Genomic DNA, 22,486 nt, shown 5'->3' on the forward strand with positions numbered 1-22,486 from the left:
GTCAGGCGTCCGTGCCCTTCGTCTTTTCTTCCAGACGCTTCACGGCGTCGGCCGCATCTTCCTGATGCGGGTGGATCTTCAGGCTTGCGCGATACGCCTTCATGGCGCGCGCGTCATCCCCCAATTCCTCGAACATGGTGCCAAGCTGGGTCAGCGCGGCGAAATGCCGTGGCTCGCGTTTCAGCACTTCGGCCATATCCGAGATTGCGGGGCCGAAATTGCCCTGCAGGTAAAAGGCTACGCCGCGCAGATACCATCCGGCGGCAAAGTCAGGTGCGTGATCGGTCAGCGCGGTCAGATGGCCGACGGCGGCTTCGGTATCGCCCGCATCCAGTGCCGCCTCTCCGCGCTTGTAAAGCAGATCCATCGTGGCCGACCCCGAGCGTGACCAGATGCGCAGGATATCGGTTTCGGCCCGCGCCCATGTCTCACCGCCGGTCTGGGCCAGTTCGGTAAACAGCATGTCCAGATCCTCGCGTTCCCGTAGCCGGGCCTCGGCGGTGGGTTCGCTTGGTTCGGCGGGGGCGAATTCGGGTGCGGCCTCGCCCTGCGGCTCGCCTTGCGGGGCATCCTCGGAGAAGGGCGCATCGGGGGCGGGCAGCGGCACATCCGACTGCGCATGCACGGCCAACGGCAGTGTCAGCCCTAGGCTTAACGCTGTCGCGACGGCAATCTGGTAATGGGGACCTAGCCAACGCATAACCACTATGTAACTTTCAGCCCGACCCATTTCCAGACACAGTCAGGGGAGAATATCAAATGAGCAAAGTGATCGAGGCCGCCGTGGCCGCACTTGACCCGAAAGCCAAAGGCTTTGACGGCACCGCCAAGTTCGTGATCGAGGGCGAAGGCTCGGTCTATATCGACGCCAATGGCGCGCGCGCCTCGGATGACGAAGCCGACGTGACCCTGACCGCCAGCCGCGAAACCTTTGAAGGCATGCTGAGCGGCGACGTCAACCCGACCATGGCCTTCATGACCGGCAAGCTGAAGGTCGACGGCGCGATGGGCACCGCGCTGAAGCTGGGCTCGCTGCTCGGCTGACGCGACGGGTCGCTTCCGGTGACGCCCGCCCCCTTCGGCACTCTACCCGGTGATCCCAGCCCGGCGGCGAAAGCCTTCTGGCTGCGGACCGAGGACGGATTGCGGCTGCGGGCGGGACATTGGCAGGCCGAAAACCCGCGCGGCTCGGTCCTGCTGTTTCCCGGTCGCACCGAATATCTTGAGAAATACGATAGCCTGGCCCGCGAGCTGAACGCCGCGGGCTATGACGTTCTGGCCGCCGACTGGCGCGGTCAGGGCCTGTCGGACCGGCTGATCGCCGATCCCCGCCCCGGCCATGTCGGGCGCTTCACCGATTACCAGCGCGATGTGGTCGAACTGGTGGTGGCGGCGGATGAACTGTCCCTGCCCCGGCCCTGGCACCTGCTGGCGCATTCGATGGGCGGAGCGATCGGCTTTGCCGCGCTCCATGACGGATTGCCGGTAGAAAGCGCAGTGTTCTCGGCCCCGATGCTGGGGTTGAACCGTTCCACGCCGGTCCTGCTGTTCGCCCGCGCCTTCACCGCCACCGCCGAACGCTTCGGCTGGGGCGAACGTCCAACCCCCGGCTCGGGTGGCTATGACACATTCGTGCTGCGCTGCTCGTTTCAGGCAAACCTGCTGACCACTGACGGCCTTCGCTGGGCGCGCACCGTCGCCGAGGCCGCAAGCTGGCCAGAGCGCGCCATTGGCGGGGTCTCGAACCATTGGCTGTCCGAGGCTTTGGCCGAGATCCGCCGCATGTCTACCCTGCCCGCCCCCACGCTGCCGGTCCTTGTCGGCCTTGGCAGCGACGAACGCATTGTCTCAAGCAGCGCGATCCGGCGGCGGGTGGCCGATTGGCCCTCGGCGCGGCTGATGCTGCTGCCCGGTGCCCGGCATGAACCGCTGATGGAACGCGACAGCATCCGCGCCCCGTTCCTGCAAGCGATGCTCGCGCATTTCGCGGCGGCCTCGGCCAGCGCCTGAAACCGCCCAGCGCCTCCGGGTTGCAGCCCCGCGCCTAACCCGGCAAAACTATGCGCAATCGAAAGGACCGACCATGACGACTGCCGCCACGATTCGCACCATCGCCGGACGCCATATCCCGCGCGACGAAAACGCCCTGCATGCTGCCGCAGCGCCTTCCGCCGATCTGGGCGCGCTGCCCGACTGGGACCTGACCGATCTTTACCCCTCCCCGGACGCCCCCGAACTGACCGAGGACATGGCCGAGCTGCGCAAGGCCTGCTGCCAGTTCTCGCGCGATTACGAAGGCAAGCTGGCCTCGCTGGAGGGGCCGCAGATGCTGGAATGCATCGAGCGCTACCAGACCATCGATCTTCTGGCCGGGCGGCTGATGTCCTATGCGGGCCTGCGCTACTACCAGAACACCATGGACGGTGCCCGCGCCAAGCAGATGGGCGACCTGCAGGATTACATCACCGAGCATACGACGAAGCTTGTCTTCTTCAGCCTTGAATTCAACCGCATCCCCGACGCCCGCTACGAGGAAGTCTTTGCGGCCACCGACGGTCCGGCGCGCTACAAGCCCGTCTTCGACCGGATGCGCGCCATGCGCCCTTACCAGCTGTCGGACGAACTGGAACGCTTCCTGCATGACAATTCGGTCGTTGGTGCCGCCGCCTGGAACCGCCTGTTCGACGAAACCACCGCCGGCCTGACCTTCAACGTCGAAGGCGAGGAACTGGGCATCGAGGCCACGCTGAACCTGCTGACCGACCATGACCGCGCAAAGCGCGAGGCCGGTGCCCACGCGCTTGCCCATGTCTTCGGCAAGAACATCAAGCTGTTCGCCCGCATCCACAACACGCTGGCCAAGGAAAAGGCCGTCGAGGACAAGTGGCGCAAGATGCCGACCCCGCAAACCGGGCGGCACCTGTCGAACCATGTCGAACCCGAAGTGGTCGAGGCACTGCGCAATGCCGTCACTGCCGCCTATCCCCGCCTGTCGCATCGCTATTATCGCCTGAAGGCAAAATGGCTGGGTCTGGACAGGCTGCAGGTCTGGGACCGCAACGCCCCCCTGCCCACCGAAACCCCGCGCCTGATCGACTGGCCCGAGGCCCGCGCCACGGTGCTAGACGCCTATGCGGGCTTTGCACCGGAACTGGCGGAACTGGCCGAGCCGTTCTTTGACAAGGGCTGGATCGACGCTGGCGTGAAGCCCGGCAAGGCTCCGGGTGCCTTCGCCCATCCGACCGTCACCACCGTTCACCCCTATGTGCTGCTGAACTATCTGGGCAAACCGCGCGACGTGATGACCCTGGCGCATGAGCTGGGCCACGGCGTCCATCAGCGCCTTGCGGCAGCGCAGGGTGAACTGCTGGCCTCGACCCCGCTGACGCTGGCGGAAACGGCCTCGGTCTTTGGCGAGATGCTGACCTTCCGCGCGCTGCTGGCCAAGACCACCGATCCGGTCCAGCGCAAAGCGCTACTGGCTGGCAAGGTCGAGGACATGATCAACACGGTTGTCCGCCAGATCGCCTTCTATGATTTCGAATGCAAGCTGCACGCCGCACGCGCCGAAGGCGAACTGACCCCCGAGGACATCAACGCGCTGTGGATGTCGGTGCAGGGCGAAAGCCTTGGCGATGCCTTCGAGTTCATGCCGGGCTATGAGACCTTCTGGACCTATGTGCCGCATTTCGTGCACTCGCCCTTCTACGTCTATGCCTATGCCTTTGGCGACGGGCTGGTGAACGCGCTTTACGCCGCCTACGAAGACGGCCTGCCGGACTTCCAGTCGAAATATTTCGCCATGCTCTCGGCGGGCGGCTCGAAGCATCACAAGGAACTGCTGGCCCCGTTCGGGCTGGACGCCTCGGACCCGGCCTTCTGGGACAAGGGCCTGTCGATGATCGAAGGCTTCATCGACGAGTTGGAAGCGATGGAGGCATGATCGCCCTTGAACCGCTCGGTCGGCACGAGTTCGACCGGGTGGCCCATATTGCCGTCGCCCCCGAGCAGGAGGGCTTCTGCGGTACCATTGCCGGACATTTCGAGATGAACGAACCGGGTTGCGACTTTCATGTCGTGACCCGCGACGGTCAGCCTGTCGGCTTCTTCAAGATCGACCGCGACTATGCCGCGCAATACGGTTTCGCGCAGCCTGACGAGGTCGGGCTGCGCGGCGTGATGATCGACCGCCATGAGCAGGGGCGCGGCACCGGCAAGGCCGCGATGTTGGCCTTACGCCCCTATCTGCTGAGGCATTACCCGCAGGCCCGCGCCTGTGTGCTGACCGTCAATGTCATCAACCTGCCCGCCCGCGCGGTCTATCTTGCCGCCGGGTTTCAGGACGATGGCGGGCTGCATCACGGCGGTCGCATTGGTCCCCAGCACATCCTGCGCATGGACCTGTCCATCACGGCCCTCACCTAACCCTTTATTCGACCCAAGCTATCTATTCGGAGGTCCGCCGTGATCAGGCGCCTGTTCACCATCCTTGTCGCCCTGACCATTGCCGCCGCCACCGCTACCGCCGTCTGGGGCCCGGCCTATGTCGAGCGCAGCCTGAACCCTGTCACCATGCCCAAGGACGGCTGGCCGGTCTCGCCTCAGGCACAAGCGCTGCATGACAGCCTGATCATCGGCGACCTGCATTCCGACGCGCTGCTCTGGGATCGCGACATCCTGACCCGCGTTGATCGCGGCCATGTCGATATTCCGCGCCTGTCCGACGGCAATGTCGCGGTGCAGGTCTTCACCACGGTCACGAAAAGCCCGCGCGGTCAGAATTACACCCATAACGCCGCCGAGGCACCGGACAATATCACGCCGCTGTTCATCGGCCAGCTTCGCCCGATCCACAGCTGGTTCAGCCTCAAGGAACGCGCGCTGGCGCAGGCTGCTGCCCTCAGCCGCGCCGCCGAACAGGCCCCGGATCAGGTCATGGTGATCCGCTCGGCCGAGGATCTGCAATCCCTGCTAGAGGCGCGGCGCGACGGCGCGCGCACCGTCGGCGCAATCCTTGGGATGGAGGGTGCCCACCCGCTTGAGGGTAAGCTCGACAATCTGCGCGTGCTTTACGGCGCGGGCTTCCGGCTGATCGGGTTGACGCATTTCTTCGACAATGAGTTGGGCGGCAGCCTGCATGGCTCGGGCGGCCCGAATTCCGGCCTGTCCGAATTCGGCCGCGAGGTCGTGCGCGAGGCGCAAGAGCGCCACATGATCGTCGACCTTGCCCATGCCGGTCCCCAGATGGTGCGCGACGTTCTGGCCTTTCCCGGCTCGCGCCCGATCATCTCGCATACCGGTATCCGCAGCCATTGCGACAGCCCGCGCAACCTGCCCGACGATCTGGTTCGCGCCATCGCGGCCAAGGGCGGGCTGATCGGCATCGGCTATTGGGCCGATGTGGTCTGCGGCAAGACCCCTGCCGATATCGCCGGAGCCATCGCCGCCGCGATCCGTCTGGTGGGCGAGGATCAGGTCGCGCTGGGTTCGGATTACGACGGCTCGGTCGACGCGCCCTTTGATGCCGCCCATCTGCCCGCGCTGACGCAGGCGCTGATGGATGCGGGCCTAAATGACGGCCAGATCGCCAAAGTCATGGGCGGCAACATGATGCGCTATCTTGCCGAGACGCTTTAGGCACGCCACTGTCGCGCCAAACAGGGGAAGATCATGCTGACAATCCACGGGGTCACCCGTTCCCGCGCCTCGCGCATCATCTGGCTTTGCCACGAACTGGGCCTGCCCTTCCGGCAGGTTCCGGTCATTCAGGCCTACCGCCTTTCCGACCCCGACGCGCCCGGCGCGCCCCTGAACACCCGCTCGGCCAGCTTTCTGAAGCTGTCGCCCGCCGGTGCGATTCCGGTGATCGAGGACGGCGATCTAGTCCTGTCGGAATCGCTGGCCTGCACGCTGTATCTGGCGCGCAAGCACGGCCTGCCCTTTGGCCCGGCGGATGCGACCGAGGACGCACTGATGCTGCAATGGAGCTTCTACGCCGCCACCGCCATCGAACAGGACGCGCTGACCATCCTGTTCATGCACCGCGCCGGACAGGTGCAATCGGGGGCGGATCAGGCCTCGGTGGCCAATGCCTCGGAACGGCTGATCCGGCCGCTGTCAGTGCTTGAGGAACAGATCTCGCGCCATGGCCATCTGGTCGGTGGCCGCTTCACCGTGGCCGACATCAACGTGGCCGAGGTCGTGCGCTACGCCCAGTCCCATCACGCGCTGATGGACCAGTTCCCCGCGGTCCGCTCATGGCTTGCCGATTGTCAGGCGCGCCCCGCCTTTCAGAAGATGTGGCAGGAACGTCTGGCCGAGCCTGAATGATCAAATCGCGGCGGCCGGCTTATGGCTCCGCCCGCCGCGACCACTCATTACAGCGGCGTTTCCGCCATACGGGTGAACGGAACCGGGCTAACGGCCGGGACATGTCCATAAGTTGACGCAGGTCAAGTTTTGCATGATTTGTCTGCAATGACGTCGCGGAATGTGATCCGGTTCCTACCATCCTTTGCGGTTCCCGATTCTGCTGACGCTTCCCCTTGCCCCGACATACCGCGGCATGAGATAACCCCGACCCAGAAGAACAAGACGAGCAGGTGCGATGGCAGACGATCTTTTCCCGGTCTCGGATAAGGCAACCGAGAGCTATTCGGCTGCCTCCATCGAAGTCCTTGAGGGACTGGAGCCCGTCCGCAAGCGCCCCGGCATGTATATCGGCGGCACCGACGAACGCGCGCTGCACCACCTTGTCGCGGAAATCCTCGACAACTCGATGGACGAAGCCGTCGCAGGTCACGCCTCGCGGATCGAGATCGAATTGCTGGCCGATTACTCGGTCGTGGTTCGCGACAATGGCCGCGGCATCCCGATCGACCCCCACCCGAAATTCCCCGGCAAATCCGCGCTGGAGGTCATCCTGTGCACGCTGCATGCGGGCGGCAAGTTCTCGGGCGATGCTTATCAGACCTCGGGCGGGCTTCACGGCGTCGGTGCATCCGTCGTGAACGCGCTGTCCGACAGCATGGTCGTGCAGGTCGCCCGCAACCGCGAACTGTTCCAGCAAAGCTTCTCGCGCGGCATCCCGCAGGGGTCGGTCGAAAAGGTCGGCGCGGCCCCGAACCGCCGCGGCACCACCGTCACCTTCCATGCCGATGAGCAGATCTTCGGCCATCACCGCTTCAAGCCCGCGCGGCTGATCAAGATGGTGAAATCCAAGGCCTACCTGTTCTCGGGCGTCGAGATCCGCTGGAAATCGGAAATCGACGACGGCGAAACGCCGGTGGAAGCGACCTTCCATTTCCCCGGCGGTCTTGCCGATTACCTGACCGAGACTTTGGGCAAATCCTCGACCTATGCCGACCGCCCCTTCGCCGGCACGGTGGATTTCAAGGAAAAGTTCAACGTCCCCGGCAAGGTCGATTGGGCGATCAACTGGACCCCGGCCCGCGACGGCTTCATCCAGTCCTATTGCAACACCGTCCCGACGCCTGAGGGCGGCACGCATGAGGCCGGTTTCTGGTCCGCGATCCTCAAGGGCATCCGCGGCTATGGCGAGCTGATCAACAACAAGAAAGCCGCCAACATCACGCGCGAGGACCTGCTGACCGGCGGCTGCGCGCTGGTGTCCTGCTTCATCCGCGAACCGGAATTCGTGGGCCAGACCAAGGACCGCCTTGCCACGACCGAGGCCACGCGTCTGGTCGAGGGCGCGGTCCGCGACCATTTCGACAACTGGCTGGCGGCGGATACCAAATCCGCGGGCGCGATCCTTGATTTCCTGATCCTGCGCGCCGAGGAACGCCTGCGCCGCAAGCAGGAAAAGGAAACCGCGCGCAAGACTGCGACGAAGAAGCTGCGCCTGCCCGGCAAGCTGGTCGATTGCTCGGCCACCAACCGTGAGGGCACCGAGCTGTTCATCGTCGAAGGCGACTCGGCAGGCGGCAGCGCCAAAATGGCGCGTGAGCGTCAGACCCAAGCCCTGCTGCCGCTGCGCGGCAAGATCCTGAACGTCCTTGGCGCGGCATCGTCGAAACTGGGCTCGAACCAAGAGATCAGCGATCTCTGCCAAGCGCTTGGCGTCAACATGGGCAGCAAGTTCAACGTCGAGGATCTGCGCTACGACAAGGTCATCATCATGACCGATGCCGATGTCGACGGCGCGCATATCGCCTCGCTTCTGATGACCTTCTTCTTCACCCAGATGCGCCCGATGATCGACAAGGGGCATCTGTATCTGGCCTGCCCGCCGCTTTACCGCCTGACGCAGGGCGCGCATCGCGTCTATGTGGCCGACGACGCGGAAAAGGAACGGATGCTGGCCAAGGGCCTTGGCGGCAAGGGCAAGATCGACGTCCAGCGCTTCAAGGGTCTGGGCGAGATGGACGCCAAGGACCTGAAAGACACCACGATGAACCCCAAGACGCGCAAGCTGATCCGGGTGTCCATCGATGAGGATGAAGGCGGCGAGACCGGCGATCTGGTCGAGCGCCTGATGGGCAAAAAACCCGAGCTGCGCTTCCAGTTCATTCAGGAAAACGCCCAATTCGCGGATGCCGACGAACTGGACGTGTAATGACCCTCGCCGCGCCGCTCGCCATCTACCTGCTGGCGGCGCTGGCCGAAATCGCCGGATGCTTCGCGTTCTGGGCATGGCTGCGGCTGGACAAGTCCGCGCTGTGGCTTTTGCCCGGCATGCTGTCGCTGGCGCTTTTCGCCTGGCTCCTCACCCGCATTGACGTCACCTTCGCCGGCCGCGCCTATGCCGCCTACGGAGGCATCTACGTCCTCGCCTCCCTCGGCTGGCTCTGGCTGACCGAGGGCCAGATCCCGACCCGCTGGGACCTGCTGGGCGGAGGGTTATGCGTGCTGGGGGCTATGGTGGTGCTGGCGGGGTCGCGGGGGTAGATATAGATCGCAAGCGGCTGTGCTAGACCCTGCCACCGCTCGCACCCGCACCGCGCGCATGCCTTTTGCGAAGCTTGGCGCTAGCCTTTCTTAGGTGCCCATTTCCCCATCTCAATTTTATCAAGCTCGGCCCGGAAGCGCATGTTCAAACTCGGCGAAATAAGCGCCTTTCCATGAGTTCCGATGAGTGGCAGCGCTTTTTCCGCAGCAAATTCATTTACGGCACGCGTCACCCCCGCCCATCCGCCATAGTCGTCAAACACGACCACACCGTCCTCGGATAAAAGTGGCCAGAAGGCATCAATGTCAGATCGCACCTCAAGATATCCGTGACCGGCATCAATATGGATCAGGTCCGCTTTCACGTCCATTTTGCGAAGCATTTGCGCTGCGGCAAGCGATGAAACTGGAAGGGGAACAACGATATCCTGATGTTTGCGATCTATGACATTGAACAAGAACTGCTCGTAGAGCCTTGGCCAGCCAGCCTTTCGATTCATGTCTGGACGAAATCTGGTCTGGAAATGCTCTTGGGCACCAAGCCATGTATCGATGCAGATTATCGGCGTAGATAGGTGAAGTTCCTTGAGCTTATCGGCCATTGCCAATGCCGAACGCCCTTTCCAGACACCGACCTCTATGATCAGGCGCGGACGAAGCTCTTGTATAACCTTCAGAAGAAATTGATGCCCACCCCAGCCTTGAAGGTCCTGCTCAAAACCCGAGCCGTCGAATGACGTGTAAATATTCTCGCCGTAAATGCTGTCGATTAACTGTGCTGCTTCCACCACAACCTCACACCGTTACGAGATTCAAACTCAAGCTAGGTGAAAGACAATGGGCGGGGAAGCTGATTTGCTGCGATGAGGGAAAGCGCGAACTTCGGCGTCGATGAAGGCCAGATGCGACTGACGAAGGTCCCGTCAGGGATCCTTCAGCTGCCGTTGCCGTTAAAACTTCATCCCCACCTCAAACCGCGCCTCTTCGGACCCGATCCCGAAACTCGCGGCCCCAAAGGTGAAACCGATCAGCGCGCCCGTCCAGACCTGTTCGGGTGTGTGCTCTCCGGCATGGACCCGGCTCCAGCCCGTCAGGCCAGCCGCGCCATAGGCCACGGCACCAGCCGCCGCCTCATCCTCAAAGCATTTCCCGGCCAGATCCGAGGCTCCGAAAAAAGCCGCCGCCGTATGGCCCGACGGAAAGCCCTTACCCTCGCCCGAGGGGCGCTGCGAGATCGGCGATCCGTCGAAATACTCCTTCATCCCCCAGACCAAAGCCGTCTGCAAAATGCCCCGGACGGCGAAATCCTCCAGCCGGTCCTGATCCGCCGCGCAAACCGCTGCCGCCAAAGGCAGCCCGTATTTCATTGCCGTACCGAATTGCTCGAACGGGTCCGCCGCCGCAGGTGCAACCATCCCAAGGGCGCAAACCGCCACCATCGCCTTCATGCCATCCCCCTGAAATCCTGCCCAACCTGTTTACAGCCGGTCGACACGCGCTGCACAGATATCGCTGCAAAAACTCAGTAAATGCTGACCGAAACGCATCAGCCCGACGCGCTGCTCAAAGCTCCGCGCGGGGTTGTTCCCGTCAGTCGCCCAGACGGATTACCCGGTCCATGCGTGCCGCCAGATCCATGTTATGGGTGGCGATCAGCGCCGACAGCCCGGTATCGCGCACCAGCGTCATCAGCACGTCGAACACCTTGTCCGAGGTCGCCGGGTCAAGGTTCCCGGTCGGCTCATCCGCCAGCAGAAGCGAGGGCGCATTGGCCAGCGCCCGGCAGAATGCCACCCGCTGCTGCTCGCCTCCCGACATCTGTGCCGGACGGTGGTCGGCGCGATGGCTTAAGCCCACGCGCCCCAGCAGATCACGCGCACGCGCCTGAGCGGAACTTGATGAAACGCCATTAGCCAATTGAGGCAGAACGATATTTTCTGCTGCAGAGAATTCGGGCAACAGATGGTGGAACTGATAGACAAAGCCCAGATCCTGACGCCGCGCCTCGGTCCGGGTGCGGTCGGGCTGACCGCTCATGTCGCGCCCGTTCAGGATCACACGGCCCGTATCGGCGGTATCCAGCAGCCCGGCGATATGCAGCAGCGTCGATTTCCCTGCCCCAGAAGGCGCAACCAGCGCCACCACCTCGCCGCGTCCGACCGACAGCGACAGGTTCTGCAAGACCGGCACGGGCGCGGGTCCGCCCTTGCCATAGGTCTTTGAAATCGCGTCAAGAACCAGAACATCACTCATAGCGCAGCGCCTCGACAGGGTTCATGCGGGCCGCCCGGCGCGCGGGGAAAATGGTGACGATAAAGGACAGAGCCAGCGACAGGATCACCGCCTTGGCGATATCCGCGCCGCGCAGCTTCGCGGGCAGCTCGTAGATGCCGCGCACTGCCGGGTCCCATGCCCCGCCACCCGAGAACCAGTTCACCGCGCTCATGATATGGTCCACGTTCAGTGCAAAGATCACGCCCAGCACGACCCCAGCAATGGTTCCGATTACGCCGGTAAACGCCCCGCACAAAAAGAAAATCCGCAGGATTGAGCCCTCGGTCAGCCCCATCGTGCGCAGGATGCCGATGTCGCGCCCCTTGTTCTTGACCAGCATGATCAGCCCCGAAGTGATGTTCATCGAGGCGATCAGCACCAAGATCGACAGGATGATGAACATCACGTCATCTTCGATATCCAGCGCCTTGAGGAACGAGCCCGAGGCATCACGCCAGGTCCAGACCTGCGCCCGCTCGCCTGCGGCCTCGATCAGTTTCATCGTCCAGTCATCGACCTTTTCGGGGTCGGTGACAAAGACCTCGATCTCATCGGCGACGCCCTCGCGGTTGAAGTAACTTTGCGCCTCGGGCATCGGCATGTAGATGCGCGTGCGGTCGATATCGTAGCGGCCAGCGGTGAAAACATAGGTGATTTCATAGCTTTCGACGCGCGGCGCCGTGCCGATGGCGGTCTGCGCGCCATCAGGCGAAATCAGCCGCACCCGATCGCCCAGTCCCACACCCAACTCTCGTGCGAGGCCCGAGCCGATGGCGATGCCCGTGCCGAAATCGTCGATATTGCCCATGCCGGTTTCCGGATCGGCAACGCGCGGGATCGCCTTCAGCGCCTCCAGCGTCAGGCCGTAAACCTCGGCCACGTTATTGGCGTCGTTCTGGCTGGCCATGACCTGACCGCGCACGACCGGAGTGGCGCGCGTCACGCCGGGGATCGCAGCAATCTTTGCCGCCAGCGCGTCGTAATCCTCGATCCGGCCGGGGGTGATGTAGGTTTCCTCGGTCAGTTCGTTGTAGAACGAACTGGGGCTGTAGAAGACCGTGCTATGGGCGTTGGCCCCCAGGATCGTGTCGACGAACTCGGCCCTGAATCCCGCACGCACGGCTAGTGTGGCGATCAGAGCCATGACGCCCAGCGTGATCCCGATTAGGCTGATCCAGGTCATCACGCTCACGCCGCCCTCGGCCCGCCTTGCGCGCAGATAGCGCCAGGCGATCATGAATTCAAAGCGCGAGAACGGAGCCGGGCTGGCCATCGGTCACCTGTCAGTTGGGTCGCAACTGCTTGGCGCGTCAGGCCCCGATATGCAAGCCAACAACGGTGTGAAGCCCGGTGCGGACCCTGTGACACGCCCCCGGTTTCCCTGCCCGGCTTTGCCCGTTAGTGTCGCCCGAAACGATTCAGGAGTTCGCATCGCATGCAGGTCGCCTTTCACTGTGGGGCTCACGGCACGGATCTTTACCGCATGGTCAAGACCCTGATGCAGAACCGCGACTGGCTGCACAGCAACGGGATAGAGCCACTGACCCCAAACCGCCACCGCGATGCCTTCAACGAGGCTCTGGGTGCGCTCAAGGGCAACGCCTCGACCCCCGAGATGGAACAGGTGCTGCTGGACGCAATCCTCGACACCGACAACCCGCGGCGGATCATCTTCAGCACCCCCGGCTTTCTGGGCAAGGCCGAGCGTGCGATCTCATCCGAAGGGCTTTATGCCGGGGCGGGGGCCAAGATGGCGGCGCTGGCCAATCTGTTTCCCAATTCCGAAGTCGAGTTCTTTCTGGCGCTGAAAAACCCGGCAACGCTGGTTCCCTTTGTCATGTCGCAAGATGGCAGCGGCACCTATGAGCAGGTGATGGGGGCCATCCCGCCCGAGCAGCTTCGCTGGGCGCCGGCCATCCGCCGCATCCTCAAGTCCATTCCCGGTTGTCGGCTGGTCCTGTGGTGCCACGAGGATACCTCGCTGATCTGGCCCGAGGTGGTCCGCCGCGTCGCCACCATGCCCAGCGACGTGCCGCTGAAGGCCGGGCTGCAGATGCTGGCCGATATCCTGCGCCCCGAAGGGCTGGACATGGTGCGCGAGGAAATGGGCAAACAGGAGCGCCTGACGATAGAAACCCGGCGCTCGATCTTTTCGGCGGCGCTTCAACGCCACGCCCTGCCCGACCAGATCGAGATCGAGGTGAATCTGCCGGGCTGGGATCAGGATCTGATCGACCATATCAGCGATCTTTACGACGAGGACGTGGCCGAGATCGCAACCATGCCCGGCGTCGAATTCATCACGCCCTAAGCAAAAGGGGCCTCGCGGCCCCCTTTTTCAGATCATGCCCAAGGCGGCCTTGTACATTTCAAGGATCGCCTCTTCCTCGGCGATGTCATCCTGATCGCGCTTGCGCAGCGCGATGACCTTTTTCATCACCTTGGTGTCGTAGCCGCGGGCCTTGGCTTCGGCCATCAACTCTTTCTGGCGCTCGGCCACGTCCTTCTTTTCCGCCTCCAGTTGCTCGAATTGCTCGATGAACTGGCGCAGCTCGCCGGCTGCGACGCCATAGGCGTTGTCGTCACTCATGGTCCGCTCCTTTGTCGTCGGAAGCGGTCTAGGCGGTCTTGCGGGCTTGTGCAATCGCCGGTAGTCCCCCTTGGGTATTTGGCGGGCTGCACATTGGACGGAGAGCGGGAATGACGATCTGGGACGGGCTGATCTGGGGTGGCACGGCGCTGACGGTGCTGGGCCTTGCGGCGCTGTGCTGGTGCATCGTGACCGCCGCGCGGGCCAAGGCACGCACCATCGACGACGAACAGATGCGTCAGGTCATGCGCCGCGTCGTCACCGTCAACATGGCGGCGCTGGCGGCATCGGTCTTTGGACTGATGTTCGTGATCCTTGGCATCATGCTGGGCAAGTGACATGCGCGCCCTGATCCAGCGCGTCTCGGAAGCCGAGGTCAAGGTCGCGGGCGACAGCATCGGACGCATCGGGCCGGGCCTGCTGGTGCTGGTCTGCGCCATGCAGGGCGATCCCGTTGACGCCCCCGAAAAGCTGGCCGCGCGCGTGGCCAAGCTGCGCATCTTCCGCGATGAGGCCGACAAGATGAACCGCTCGGTCACCGATATCGGCGGATCGGTTCTGGTGGTCAGCCAGTTCACTTTGGCCGCCGACACCCGCACCGGCAACCGCCCCGGATTTTCCTCGGCCGAGGCACCAGCCCGCGGCGAGGCGCTGTATCTGCGCTTTGCCGAATCCCTCCGTTCGCTGGGTCTGCCGGTCGAAACCGGCAGCTTTGGCGCGGATATGAAAGTGTCGCTGGTCAATGATGGCCCGGTGACCATCTGGATGGATTCCGCCGACCGAGCTTGACTTTTCGGGCGTTTTGCCCCATCTGCCACGAGTTGCCGCCGCTGCCGCGTGAGCAGCCGACGCTTTTCTGCGTCAGGTCGGCACAAGTTTTCAGTTTCCCATTCACGCGGGGAGGCTTGCGGGTTCCGTATCGCGCCCGCCCCTCGCAACCGTCGCAGGCCCCCATTGAACCGGGCATGCGGCCCCGTGCCATGCGCGCCGATACGCGGGCGTCATGGCTGAAAGACGACATGACGAACGAAAATTCGCGTCCGACCCGTTCGGGCACTCCCCGTTACAACCCTGACAAGCCGCGCAATGACGTGGGCAGCAATCCCCGCTACCACGGCGACAACAAGCCGCGTGGCGAGCAGGGTGGCAAACCCCGTTTCAATTCCGACAAACCCCGTGGCGAACAGGGCAGCAAGCCGCGTTTCAGCGACAAGCCCAACACCAACCACCGCCGCATGCGCGCCGAGCCGGAGGAGAAATTCATCCGCCGCGCCATCCCGGATATCGACACGCCGTTCACCCGCATGGGGATCGACGCCCGCGTCGCCGTCAACCTGCCGCCGATGGGCATCGAGGCTCCCTCGCCCATTCAGGAAAAATCCATCCCCGGCATCGTCGCTGGCCGTGACCTGCTGGGTCTGGCGCAGACCGGCACCGGCAAGACCGCGGCCTTTGGCCTGCCGATGCTGACGCGTCTGCTGAATATCGGTCGCAAGCCCGAGCCGAAGACCTGCCGCGCGCTGATCCTTGCGCCGACCCGCGAACTGGCCACCCAGATCGCTGAAAACATCGACTGCTACGCTGCGGGCACGGCGATCCGCCAGTTCCGCGTCGTCGGTGGTGCCTCGATCAACGTCCAGACCATGCGCATGGAGCGCGGCGTCGACGTGCTGATCGCCACCCCCGGCCGCCTGATCGACCTGATCGAGCGTGGCGCGGTCGACCTGTCGCAGACCAAGTATCTGGTGCTGGACGAGGCCGACCAGATGCTGGACATCGGCTTCATCCACGCGCTGCGCCGCATCGCCAAGATGCTGCCGCGCGAGCGTCAGACGCTGCTGTTCTCGGCCACCATGCCGAAGCTGATGGAAGAGCTGGCCGAAAGCTACCTGACCGATCCGCTGAAGGTCGCCGTGAACCCGCCGGGTCAGGCTGCCGCCAAGATCGAACAGGGCGTGCATTTCGTCAACCAAGGCGACAAGGCGACGCTGCTGGCCGAATACCTCGCCAAGCACCGCGATGAGCTGGCGATCGTCTTTGGCCGCACCAAGCATGGTTCGGAAAAGCTGTCGAAGCTGCTGGAGAAATGGGGCTTCAAGGTCGCCGCGATCCACGGCAACAAATCGCAAGGTCAGCGTGAGCGCGCCTTGTCGGGCTTCCGCGCCGGGGAAACCAAGGTGCTGGTCGCAACCGACGTGGCCGCCCGTGGCATCGACATCCCCGAGGTCGCGCATATCTACAACTACGACCTGCCGAACGTCGCGGAAAACTACGTCCACCGCATCGGCCGCACTGCCCGCGCCGGTCGCGAAGGCCGTGCCGTCGCTTTCTGCTCGCCCGCCGAGATGGGCGAACTGCGCGCCATTGAAAAGGCGATGAAGGCGACGATTCCGGTCGTCGGCGGCGAAGTGCCCTTCGAGGCCAGCAAGATGCGCGAACGTGGCGGCCCTGCCGGTCGTCCGGGCAACACCAATGCCCAAGGCGCGCGCAAGCGCCCGGCCCGTCGCCCCTCGCGTGCGCCGAAAGCGGCTCAACGCGACTGAACAATGCGTGAGCCGCCGCGTGTAGATCGCGCGGCGGCTTGCGACCCCATTCCGGCCAAGGCTATCTGCCGCCATGGCCAAGCTTTATTTCCACTATTCCACGATGAATGCCGGCAAGAGCACGCTCTTGCTGCAGGCGTCCTACAATTACCGCGAACGCGGCATGCGGACGTTGCTGCTGACCGTGGCCTTTGACGACCGCGCAGGCGCAGGCACCATCGGCAGCCGCATCGGCATTGCCGAGCCCGCCGTGACCTTTACCCCCGAATCCGACCTGTTCGCGCTGATCGAGGATCAGGGGCGCGATTGCGCCTGCGTCTTTGTCGATGAGGCGCAGTTCCTGACCGAGGCGCAAGTCTGGCAACTGGCCCGCGTGGCCGATGACCTTGGCCTGCCGGTCATGTGCTACGGGCTGCGCGTCGATTTCCGCGGAAAATTGTTCCCCGGCTCAGCGGCGCTGCTGGCCTGGGCCGATGACATGCGCGAGGTGCGCACCATCTGTCATTGCGGACGCAAGGCCACCATGGTCGTGCGTCAGGACCATCAGGGCCGCGCCCTGCGTGAGGGCGCGCAGGTGCAGGTCGGCGGAAATGAAACCTATGTCTCGCTTTGCCGCCGCCACTGGCGCGAAGCTATGGGAGAATGCTGATGAACGCCGGAAACACCGCCCGCGCCTATGGCTGGATGGCACGCCTGTTCCATTGGAGCGTGGCCGTCCTGATCCTGGCCGCAATCGCCTTGGGCCTTTACGCGGATGCGCTGCCCCGCGGGACCGAGATCGAATTGCAGGCGATTTTCGCAACCTTCTCGTGGCACAAGACCGTGGGCGTGGCGGCGCTGGGGCTGGCAGTGCTGCGCATCCTGTGGACCTTGACCCAGTCAAAGCCGCGCCCGCTGCATCCGAACCGCAAACTTGAGCATTTCTTGGCCGAGACCGTGCATTGGGCGTTGTGGATCGGCATGGTGATCATGCCGCTGACCGGCTGGTTGCTGCATTCGGCGGCTCCGGGCGGGTTTTCCCGCATCCTTTGGCCGCTGGGCCAGCGTCTGCCCTTTGTCCCCGAGAATGCGGCGCTGGCCGAGCGGTTCGGGCATTTCCACTCTACCGGGTGGTGGGTTCTGGCGGGGCTGATCGTGCTGCATGTCGCAGGCGCGCTGAAGCACGCCCTACTGGACCGCGACGGGACGATGTCGCGCATGGCCGGCCCGGCCTCGCGCGCGCCGGAACCGCCTGTCGCTCATGGATCGGTACTGCCCCATGTTCTGGCCGCATTGGCCGGGCTGCTGATCTGGGCTGGCACGGCCTTTGTGTCGGCGGGCAACCCCGAGCAGGCCGCGCCTGTGGCCAGCAGCGAACAGCCCGCCTCGGGTTGGGTGGTCGAACAGGGGGTTCTGGGTATCGAGGTGGCGCAGGGCGGGACACCGATCCAGGGCCAGTTCGGGACATGGCAGGCGGCGATCGACTATGATCCGGCAACGCAGGCCGGCAAGGTCGACGTGAACATCGATATCGCCTCGCTGACGCTGGGTTCGGTCAGCGACAATGCCAAGGGCCCGGATTTCCTGAATGCCGCGCAATTCCCCGGCGCCCGCTTCGAAGCCGAGATCCTGCCGCCCACGACCGAGGGTGCCGCGCATCTGGCGCGGGGCACGCTGACCATTGCCGGGAAATCCGTCCCTGCCGAGCTGCCCGTTGATCTGACTGTCGACGGCGACAAGGCAACGGCCAAAGGCGAGATGAAGGTGGACCGGCGCGATTTCGGCATCGGTGCGGGCTATGCCGACGAAAGCACCGTGGGTTTCGGGGTCACGATCCGTTTCGATCTGACCGCCAATCGCAAGTAAGAAAAAGGGCCGCCCGATGGGCGGCCCTTTTCGGGTATTTGGAAAACGGTGAAACCGTCAGGCCGGGGCCTGATCAGCCAACCAGTTCGAGGCCCGAGAAGAAGAAGGCGATTTCGCGAGCAGCCGCTTCCGGGCTGTCCGAACCGTGGACCGAGTTCTCGCCAACCGACAGGGCGAATTCCTTGCGGATGGTGCCTTCGTCGGCATTGGCCGGGTTGGTCGCGCCCATCACTTCACGGTTTTTCAGAATGGCGCCTTCGCCTTCCAGGACCTGAACCACGACCGGCTCGGAGATCATGAACTCGGTCAGTTCGCCGTAGAAGGGGCGCTCTTTGTGCTCGGCATAGAACTGGCCGGCTTGGGCCAGCGACAGTTGGATGCGCTTTTGCGCGACGATGCGCAGGCCCGCATCTTCAAACTTGGCGTTGATCTTGCCGGTCAGGTTGCGCTTGGTGGCGTCGGGTTTGATGATCGAAAGGGTGCGTTCGGTCGCCATGTCATATGTCCTTTTGCAATGTCGGGCCGGACGGCCCTGAAATCCGCGCCCGGTTAACACGCGCGGCCTGCGATGAAAAGCGGGCGTGGCATTGACGCCCGCCGCGCCTTGCTCCATGCCGTGCGAATGCTGCGCATTGATGACATCAACTATTCCATTGCCGGTCGGCCGCTGTTCGAGCAGGCCTCGGCTTCCATTCCCTATGGCCACAAGGTTGGCCTTGTCGGCCCGAACGGCGCCGGCAAGACCACGCTGTTCAAGCTGATCAGGGGCGAGTTGTCGCTGGATGCTGGCGCGATCAGCCTGCCCACGCGGGCACGTATCGGCGGTGTCGCGCAAGAGGCCGCAGGGACCGATATCAGCGTGCTGGACACGGTGCTGACCGCAGACACCGAACGCGCCAGCCTGATGGCCGAATCCGAGCATGCGACCGACCCGATCCGCATCGGCGAAATCCATGCCCGCCTTGCCGATATCGATGCCTGGTCCGCCGAAGGACGCGCCGCCGCGATCCTGAAGGGGCTTGGCTTCTCGACCGAGGATCAGGCCCGCCCGACCAGCGATTACTCGGGCGGTTGGCGAATGCGCATGGCGCTGGCGGGGGTGCTGTTCTCGCAGCCCGATCTGCTGCTGCTCGACGAACCGACCAACTATCTGGACCTTGAAGGCGCGCTGTGGCTGGAAAGCTATCTGCAACGCTATCCACATACCGTCATCGTGATCAGCCATGACCGTGACCTGCTGAACCGCGCCGTGGGCCACATCCTGCATGTCGAAGAGCGCAAGCTGACGCTTTACACCGGCGGCTACGACACCTTTGCCCGCACCCGCGCCGAAAAGCGCGCACTGCAAGCCGCCGAGGCCAAAAAACAGGACGCCCGTCGCGCGCATCTGCAAAGCTTCGTCGACCGCTTCCGTGCCAAGGCCAGCAAGGCCGTTCAGGCGCAGGCCCGGATCAAGATGCTGGCCAAGATGGAACCGATCACCGCCCCGGAAGAGGCCAAGTTCCACCGCTTCACCTTCCCTCAGCCCGACCAGCTTTCGCCGCCGATCATCTCGATGGAGGATCTGGCCGTCGGCTATGATGGCCGCCCGGTTCTGCGCAAGCTTGATCTGCGGATCGATCAGGACGATCGAATTGCGCTTCTGGGTCGGAACGGTCAGGGCAAATCGACGCTGTCAAAGCTGCTCGCCGAGCGGTTAGAGCCGCTCGCGGGCAAGATCGCCCGCTCGGGCAAGCTGCGCATCGGCTACTTTGCCCAGCATCAGGTCGATGAGCTTGATCTGCTCGAGACGCCGCTTGAGCATGTCCGTCGTTTGCGGCCAAATGAGGCTCCACCCCGTTTGCGGGCACGCCTTGCCGGTTTCGGCCTGATGGAGGCGCAGGCGTCGACCAAGGTCGGCCAGCTTTCGGGCGGTCAAAAGGCGCGTCTGTCACTGCTGCTGGCGACCATCGACGCGCCGCATCTGTTGATCCTTGATGAGCCGACGAACCACCTCGATATCGAATCTCGCGAGGCCCTGACCGAGGCGCTGAACGATTACACCGGGGCCGTGGTTCTGGTCAGCCACGACATGCACCTGCTGAGTCTGGTCGCCGACCGTCTCTGGCTGGTCGATCAGGGCGATGTCGAGCCGTGGCAGGGCGATCTGGACGATTATCGCCGGATGCTGCTGGCAGGCGACGAGAAGCCGATGGTCAAAGTTGAGGAAAAACCCGCGCCCAAGCGGCCCTCGCGCGACAAGATTCTGGAACTGCGCGCCGAGGTCCGCAAGGCCGAAGAGCGCATCGAGAAGCTGACCGAGATGACGAAAAAGCTTGATGCGATTCTCGCCGACCCCGCGACCTATGAGGATTCGCTTCGGGCCAAGCAGTTCGGCCGCAAGCACGCTGAGGCCGTTAATGCCATGCAGCGCGCCGAAAGCCTGTGGGTGCAGGCGCTGGAGCGACTTGAGGAAGCCGAGCGAACCTGAAAGCCACACTCGAAAAATTTCACCCGCCCCCATCTGTTCACGGGTTGAGGGCGGGGTAAGGTTTCGTCAATAGCTTGCGCCACCTAGTTCCCGGAACCGATGATGCGCTGCCTGTTTGCGATTGCCCTTATGACTGCCTCGACCCTTGCCGCGCCTGCCAGCGCACAATGGATCAACGACATCAGCGAGGCATCCTTCGATGTCGGTGCCGGGATCAGCTACGGTCCGGGCTATTTCGGCGATGACGAGACCGAGCTGGGTCCGTGGGGCACCATGCGCAACCTGACGCTGGGCACCGAAACCGGTGAGGAAAAGCAGGGTTTCTCGCTGATCCCGTCGTTCGGCTATATCGGCACCCGCAAGGATGGCGACCACAAGGAACTGCACGGTCTCGACAATATCGACTGGACGGCCGAGGTCGGTCTGCGCGTGAACTATGTCGATGGCGATGCGACCAGCTATGGCGCAATGCGCGTCGGCATTGGCGGCCATGACGGTCTGGTGGGCGAAATCGGGACGAAGTACCGCTTCATCATCAACGACAAGCTGACGCTGTGGACCACGGCCGAGCTGCAATTGGGCGATGACAGCTTCACCGACACCTATTTCGGCGTGACCGCCGACGAATCGGCGGCCAGCAATTTCCGCGAATATGACCCGTCGGGCGGGATCTATGCCGCCAATATCGGCCTTGAGGCGCGCTACAGCCTGACGCCCAAGACCTCGATCCTGGGCAAGATCACCTATGGGCGGCTGCTCAACGATGCGGGCGACAGCCCCATCGTCCGCGACCGCAACCAGCCCGAGATCAATCTGGGCATCGCGCGGCGGTTGAATTTCCGCTTCTGATCATCGCGGCTTGCGCACTGGACCAAGGCGGCACGGAGACCTATATAATCCGTAAGCTTTGACAGGACGTGCCGCATGACTTCCGAGATTCTCAAGGAAGGCGATCCGCTGATCGCCCCTTCGACGACCGAGCACCCGCTTTATGACAGCGTGGTCGAGGCCTGCAAGACGGTCTACGACCCGGAAATCCCGGTCAATATCTTTGACCTCGGGCTGATCTACACCATCGACATCAACGCCGAAAACGCGGTCCGCATCATCATGACGCTGACCGCCCCCGGCTGTCCGGTCGCGGGCGAGATGCCCGGCTGGGTCGCCGATGCCGTCGAGCCTCTGCCCGGCGTCAAGCAGGTCGATGTCGAGATGACCTTTCAGCCGCAATGGGGTATGGACATGATGTCCGATGAAGCCCGGCTGGAGCTTGGCTTCATTTGACCGCGCGCGAGGACATGCTGGCCGGCCACCCCTATGAGCCCGGCGACGGAGAACTTGTGTCGATGCGCAAGACGGCTCAGGGCCTGATGCGCGACTACAACCAGACGATCGTCGGGGACAAGACGCGGGCCCGCACCCTGACCCAACTGCTGGGCAGCTGGAACGGGGCGGTGATCCGCGCCCCCTTCTCGGTCGATTATGGCAAGCACATCCATTTCGGCACCGATTGCTTCGTGAATTTCGGCTGCGTCTTTCTGGATGTCTGCGAAATCCGCATCGGTGCGCGCTGCCAGTTCGGGCCGATGGTCCAGCTTTTGACCCCCGACCACCCGCGCGATCCCGACAAACGCCGTCGTGGCATCGAATATGGCGCGCCGATCACCATTGGCGACGATGTCTGGGTCGGCGGCGGCGCCATCATCCTGCCGGGCATCACCATCGGCGATGGTGCGATCATCGGCGCGGGTGCAGTCGTCACCCATGACGTGCCCGCTGGCGCGACCGTGGCCGGCAACCCGGCCCGCATCGTCAAGCAGGCCGACTGACCGGACTGCCGCGCCCTTTCAGGCG

General features: G+C 63.7%; 25 protein-coding genes. 18 read left to right on the forward strand and 7 right to left on the reverse strand.

The features are described from left to right. Nucleotide 1: 1 nt before the first annotated feature. A complete protein-coding gene (locus tag IB235_RS00835; RefSeq protein ID WP_370576827.1) occupies nt 2-625 on the reverse strand; it encodes a tetratricopeptide repeat protein in 624 nt (207 codons plus the stop codon). A 134-nt stretch (nt 626-759) separates the two neighbouring features. On the opposite strand from IB235_RS00835, the gene IB235_RS00840 reads away from it, so the two are divergent. From IB235_RS00840 to IB235_RS00875, 8 genes are all read left to right on the forward strand, one after another. Next, nucleotides 760-1,044, forward strand: a complete 285-nt coding sequence (locus IB235_RS00840; protein WP_155037719.1) for an SCP2 sterol-binding domain-containing protein — start codon at nt 760-762, stop codon at nt 1,042-1,044. Between the two features lie 18 nt (nt 1,045-1,062). Further along, nucleotides 1,063-2,010 carry an alpha/beta hydrolase gene (locus IB235_RS00845; RefSeq protein ID WP_192334795.1) on the forward strand — a complete coding sequence of 316 codons (948 nt, stop codon included), beginning with the start codon at nt 1,063-1,065 and terminating at the stop codon, nt 2,008-2,010. 73 nt (nt 2,011-2,083) lie between these two features. After that, nucleotides 2,084-3,943 (forward strand): M3 family oligoendopeptidase, encoded by a 1,860-nt coding sequence (locus IB235_RS00850; RefSeq protein WP_192334798.1) that lies wholly within the window; start codon nt 2,084-2,086, stop codon nt 3,941-3,943. Then, nucleotides 3,940-4,425, forward strand: a complete 486-nt coding sequence (locus tag IB235_RS00855; RefSeq protein WP_192334801.1) for a GNAT family N-acetyltransferase — start codon at nt 3,940-3,942, stop codon at nt 4,423-4,425. Before IB235_RS00850 ends, IB235_RS00855 begins: the two co-directional genes overlap by 4 nt. A gap of 39 nt (nt 4,426-4,464) precedes the next feature. Beyond that, on the forward strand, nt 4,465-5,637 hold the full coding sequence (locus IB235_RS00860; protein WP_192334804.1) for a membrane dipeptidase: 1,173 nt from the start codon (nt 4,465-4,467) through the stop codon (nt 5,635-5,637). 33 nt (nt 5,638-5,670) lie between these two features. Beyond that, nucleotides 5,671-6,330, forward strand: a complete 660-nt coding sequence (locus IB235_RS00865) for a glutathione S-transferase family protein (RefSeq protein ID WP_192334807.1) — start codon at nt 5,671-5,673, stop codon at nt 6,328-6,330. A 277-nt stretch (nt 6,331-6,607) separates the two neighbouring features. Then, nucleotides 6,608-8,578 carry a DNA topoisomerase IV subunit B gene (gene parE, locus IB235_RS00870; protein ID WP_192334810.1) on the forward strand — a complete coding sequence of 657 codons (1,971 nt, stop codon included), beginning with the start codon at nt 6,608-6,610 and terminating at the stop codon, nt 8,576-8,578. Next, nucleotides 8,578-8,910, forward strand: a complete 333-nt coding sequence (locus tag IB235_RS00875) for a YnfA family protein (protein ID WP_192334813.1) — start codon at nt 8,578-8,580, stop codon at nt 8,908-8,910. Before parE ends, IB235_RS00875 begins: the two co-directional genes overlap by 1 nt. Before the next feature lie 80 nt (nt 8,911-8,990). Here the strand turns inward: IB235_RS00875 and IB235_RS00880 are convergent, their stop codons facing one another. From IB235_RS00880 to IB235_RS00895, 4 genes are all read right to left on the reverse strand, one after another. Continuing rightward, nucleotides 8,991-9,698, reverse strand: coding sequence for a class I SAM-dependent methyltransferase (locus IB235_RS00880; RefSeq protein WP_155037725.1), 708 nt, complete (start codon nt 9,696-9,698; stop codon nt 8,991-8,993). A 162-nt stretch (nt 9,699-9,860) separates the two neighbouring features. Next, nucleotides 9,861-10,358: a phosphatase PAP2 family protein gene (locus IB235_RS00885; protein ID WP_192334816.1), complete on the reverse strand. Its 498-nt coding sequence runs from the start codon at nt 10,356-10,358 to the stop codon at nt 9,861-9,863. 142 nt (nt 10,359-10,500) lie between these two features. Continuing rightward, nucleotides 10,501-11,163, reverse strand: coding sequence for an ABC transporter ATP-binding protein (locus IB235_RS00890; RefSeq protein WP_192334819.1), 663 nt, complete (start codon nt 11,161-11,163; stop codon nt 10,501-10,503). Then, on the reverse strand, nt 11,156-12,457 hold the full coding sequence (locus IB235_RS00895; protein ID WP_192334822.1) for a lipoprotein-releasing ABC transporter permease subunit: 1,302 nt from the start codon (nt 12,455-12,457) through the stop codon (nt 11,156-11,158). Before IB235_RS00895 ends, IB235_RS00890 begins: the two co-directional genes overlap by 8 nt. Nucleotides 12,458-12,619: 162 nt before the next feature. Between IB235_RS00895 and IB235_RS00900 the strand changes: the two genes are divergently transcribed. Further along, a complete protein-coding gene (locus IB235_RS00900) occupies nt 12,620-13,495 on the forward strand; it encodes a hypothetical protein (RefSeq protein ID WP_192334825.1) in 876 nt (291 codons plus the stop codon). 27 nt (nt 13,496-13,522) lie between these two features. On the opposite strand, the gene IB235_RS00905 is transcribed toward IB235_RS00900, so the two are convergent. Continuing rightward, nucleotides 13,523-13,774: a DUF2312 domain-containing protein gene (locus tag IB235_RS00905; protein ID WP_155037730.1), complete on the reverse strand. Its 252-nt coding sequence runs from the start codon at nt 13,772-13,774 to the stop codon at nt 13,523-13,525. A gap of 110 nt (nt 13,775-13,884) precedes the next feature. Here IB235_RS00905 and IB235_RS00910 point away from each other — a divergent pair, with 110 nt between their 5' ends. The 5 genes from IB235_RS00910 (at nt 13,885) to IB235_RS00930 (ending at nt 18,162) form a co-directional block, all read left to right on the forward strand. After that, nucleotides 13,885-14,112 (forward strand): hypothetical protein, encoded by a 228-nt coding sequence (locus IB235_RS00910; protein ID WP_155037731.1) that lies wholly within the window; start codon nt 13,885-13,887, stop codon nt 14,110-14,112. Nucleotide 14,113: 1 nt separating this feature from the next. Next, nucleotides 14,114-14,563 (forward strand): D-aminoacyl-tRNA deacylase, encoded by a 450-nt coding sequence (gene dtd / locus IB235_RS00915; RefSeq protein WP_192334828.1) that lies wholly within the window; start codon nt 14,114-14,116, stop codon nt 14,561-14,563. 191 nt (nt 14,564-14,754) lie between these two features. Further along, entirely contained in the window at nt 14,755-16,317 is a 1,563-nt protein-coding gene (locus IB235_RS00920; protein WP_155038516.1) for a DEAD/DEAH box helicase, read from the forward strand. Nucleotides 16,318-16,390: 73 nt separating this feature from the next. Continuing rightward, nucleotides 16,391-16,966: a thymidine kinase gene (locus IB235_RS00925; RefSeq protein WP_192334830.1), complete on the forward strand. Its 576-nt coding sequence runs from the start codon at nt 16,391-16,393 to the stop codon at nt 16,964-16,966. Next, on the forward strand, nt 16,966-18,162 hold the full coding sequence (locus IB235_RS00930) for a cytochrome b/b6 domain-containing protein (RefSeq protein WP_192334832.1): 1,197 nt from the start codon (nt 16,966-16,968) through the stop codon (nt 18,160-18,162). Before IB235_RS00925 ends, IB235_RS00930 begins: the two co-directional genes overlap by 1 nt. Before the next feature lie 73 nt (nt 18,163-18,235). Here IB235_RS00930 and ndk read toward each other — a convergent pair whose 3' ends face one another. Next, nucleotides 18,236-18,658 carry a nucleoside-diphosphate kinase gene (gene ndk / locus IB235_RS00935; protein ID WP_155037735.1) on the reverse strand — a complete coding sequence of 141 codons (423 nt, stop codon included), beginning with the start codon at nt 18,656-18,658 and terminating at the stop codon, nt 18,236-18,238. 126 nt (nt 18,659-18,784) lie between these two features. Between ndk and abc-f the strand changes: the two genes are divergently transcribed. From abc-f to IB235_RS00955, 4 genes are all read left to right on the forward strand, one after another. Next, nucleotides 18,785-20,632, forward strand: a complete 1,848-nt coding sequence (gene abc-f, locus IB235_RS00940; protein ID WP_192334835.1) for a ribosomal protection-like ABC-F family protein — start codon at nt 18,785-18,787, stop codon at nt 20,630-20,632. 102 nt (nt 20,633-20,734) lie between these two features. After that, nucleotides 20,735-21,481 (forward strand): MipA/OmpV family protein, encoded by a 747-nt coding sequence (locus IB235_RS00945; protein ID WP_155037737.1) that lies wholly within the window; start codon nt 20,735-20,737, stop codon nt 21,479-21,481. A 75-nt stretch (nt 21,482-21,556) separates the two neighbouring features. Continuing rightward, nucleotides 21,557-21,916, forward strand: coding sequence for an SUF system Fe-S cluster assembly protein (locus tag IB235_RS00950; RefSeq protein WP_192334838.1), 360 nt, complete (start codon nt 21,557-21,559; stop codon nt 21,914-21,916). Then, complete coding sequence (locus IB235_RS00955) at nt 21,913-22,461, forward strand: sugar O-acetyltransferase (protein ID WP_281353086.1); 549 nt, start codon at nt 21,913-21,915, stop codon at nt 22,459-22,461. Before IB235_RS00950 ends, IB235_RS00955 begins: the two co-directional genes overlap by 4 nt. Nucleotides 22,462-22,486: the final 25 nt, after the last annotated feature.

This window comes from Paracoccus sp. PAR01 (genome assembly GCF_014851995.1).
GTDB lineage: Bacteria > Pseudomonadota > Alphaproteobacteria > Rhodobacterales > Rhodobacteraceae > Paracoccus > Paracoccus litorisediminis.

Coding starts and splice junctions, on each gene's coding strand:
- IB235_RS00900 (WP_192334825.1), top strand. CDS start 12,620: ATGCAGGTCGCCTTTCACTGTGGGGCTCACGGCACGGATCTTTACCGC.
- IB235_RS00890 (WP_192334819.1), bottom strand. CDS start 11,163: ATGAGTGATGTTCTGGTTCTTGACGCGATTTCAAAGACCTATGGCAAG.
- IB235_RS00865 (WP_192334807.1), top strand. CDS start 5,671: ATGCTGACAATCCACGGGGTCACCCGTTCCCGCGCCTCGCGCATCATC.
- IB235_RS00910 (WP_155037731.1), top strand. CDS start 13,885: ATGACGATCTGGGACGGGCTGATCTGGGGTGGCACGGCGCTGACGGTG.
- parE (WP_192334810.1), top strand. CDS start 6,608: ATGGCAGACGATCTTTTCCCGGTCTCGGATAAGGCAACCGAGAGCTAT.
- abc-f (WP_192334835.1), top strand. CDS start 18,785: ATGCTGCGCATTGATGACATCAACTATTCCATTGCCGGTCGGCCGCTG.
- IB235_RS00950 (WP_192334838.1), top strand. CDS start 21,557: ATGACTTCCGAGATTCTCAAGGAAGGCGATCCGCTGATCGCCCCTTCG.
- IB235_RS00840 (WP_155037719.1), top strand. CDS start 760: ATGAGCAAAGTGATCGAGGCCGCCGTGGCCGCACTTGACCCGAAAGCC.
- IB235_RS00885 (WP_192334816.1), bottom strand. CDS start 10,358: ATGAAGGCGATGGTGGCGGTTTGCGCCCTTGGGATGGTTGCACCTGCG.
- IB235_RS00855 (WP_192334801.1), top strand. CDS start 3,940: ATGATCGCCCTTGAACCGCTCGGTCGGCACGAGTTCGACCGGGTGGCC.
- IB235_RS00850 (WP_192334798.1), top strand. CDS start 2,084: ATGACGACTGCCGCCACGATTCGCACCATCGCCGGACGCCATATCCCG.
- IB235_RS00930 (WP_192334832.1), top strand. CDS start 16,966: ATGAACGCCGGAAACACCGCCCGCGCCTATGGCTGGATGGCACGCCTG.
- IB235_RS00925 (WP_192334830.1), top strand. CDS start 16,391: ATGGCCAAGCTTTATTTCCACTATTCCACGATGAATGCCGGCAAGAGC.
- IB235_RS00875 (WP_192334813.1), top strand. CDS start 8,578: ATGACCCTCGCCGCGCCGCTCGCCATCTACCTGCTGGCGGCGCTGGCC.
- IB235_RS00905 (WP_155037730.1), bottom strand. CDS start 13,774: ATGAGTGACGACAACGCCTATGGCGTCGCAGCCGGCGAGCTGCGCCAG.
- IB235_RS00945 (WP_155037737.1), top strand. CDS start 20,735: ATGCGCTGCCTGTTTGCGATTGCCCTTATGACTGCCTCGACCCTTGCC.
- dtd (WP_192334828.1), top strand. CDS start 14,114: ATGCGCGCCCTGATCCAGCGCGTCTCGGAAGCCGAGGTCAAGGTCGCG.
- IB235_RS00895 (WP_192334822.1), bottom strand. CDS start 12,457: ATGGCCAGCCCGGCTCCGTTCTCGCGCTTTGAATTCATGATCGCCTGG.
- IB235_RS00920 (WP_155038516.1), top strand. CDS start 14,755: ATGCGCGCCGATACGCGGGCGTCATGGCTGAAAGACGACATGACGAAC.
- ndk (WP_155037735.1), bottom strand. CDS start 18,658: ATGGCGACCGAACGCACCCTTTCGATCATCAAACCCGACGCCACCAAG.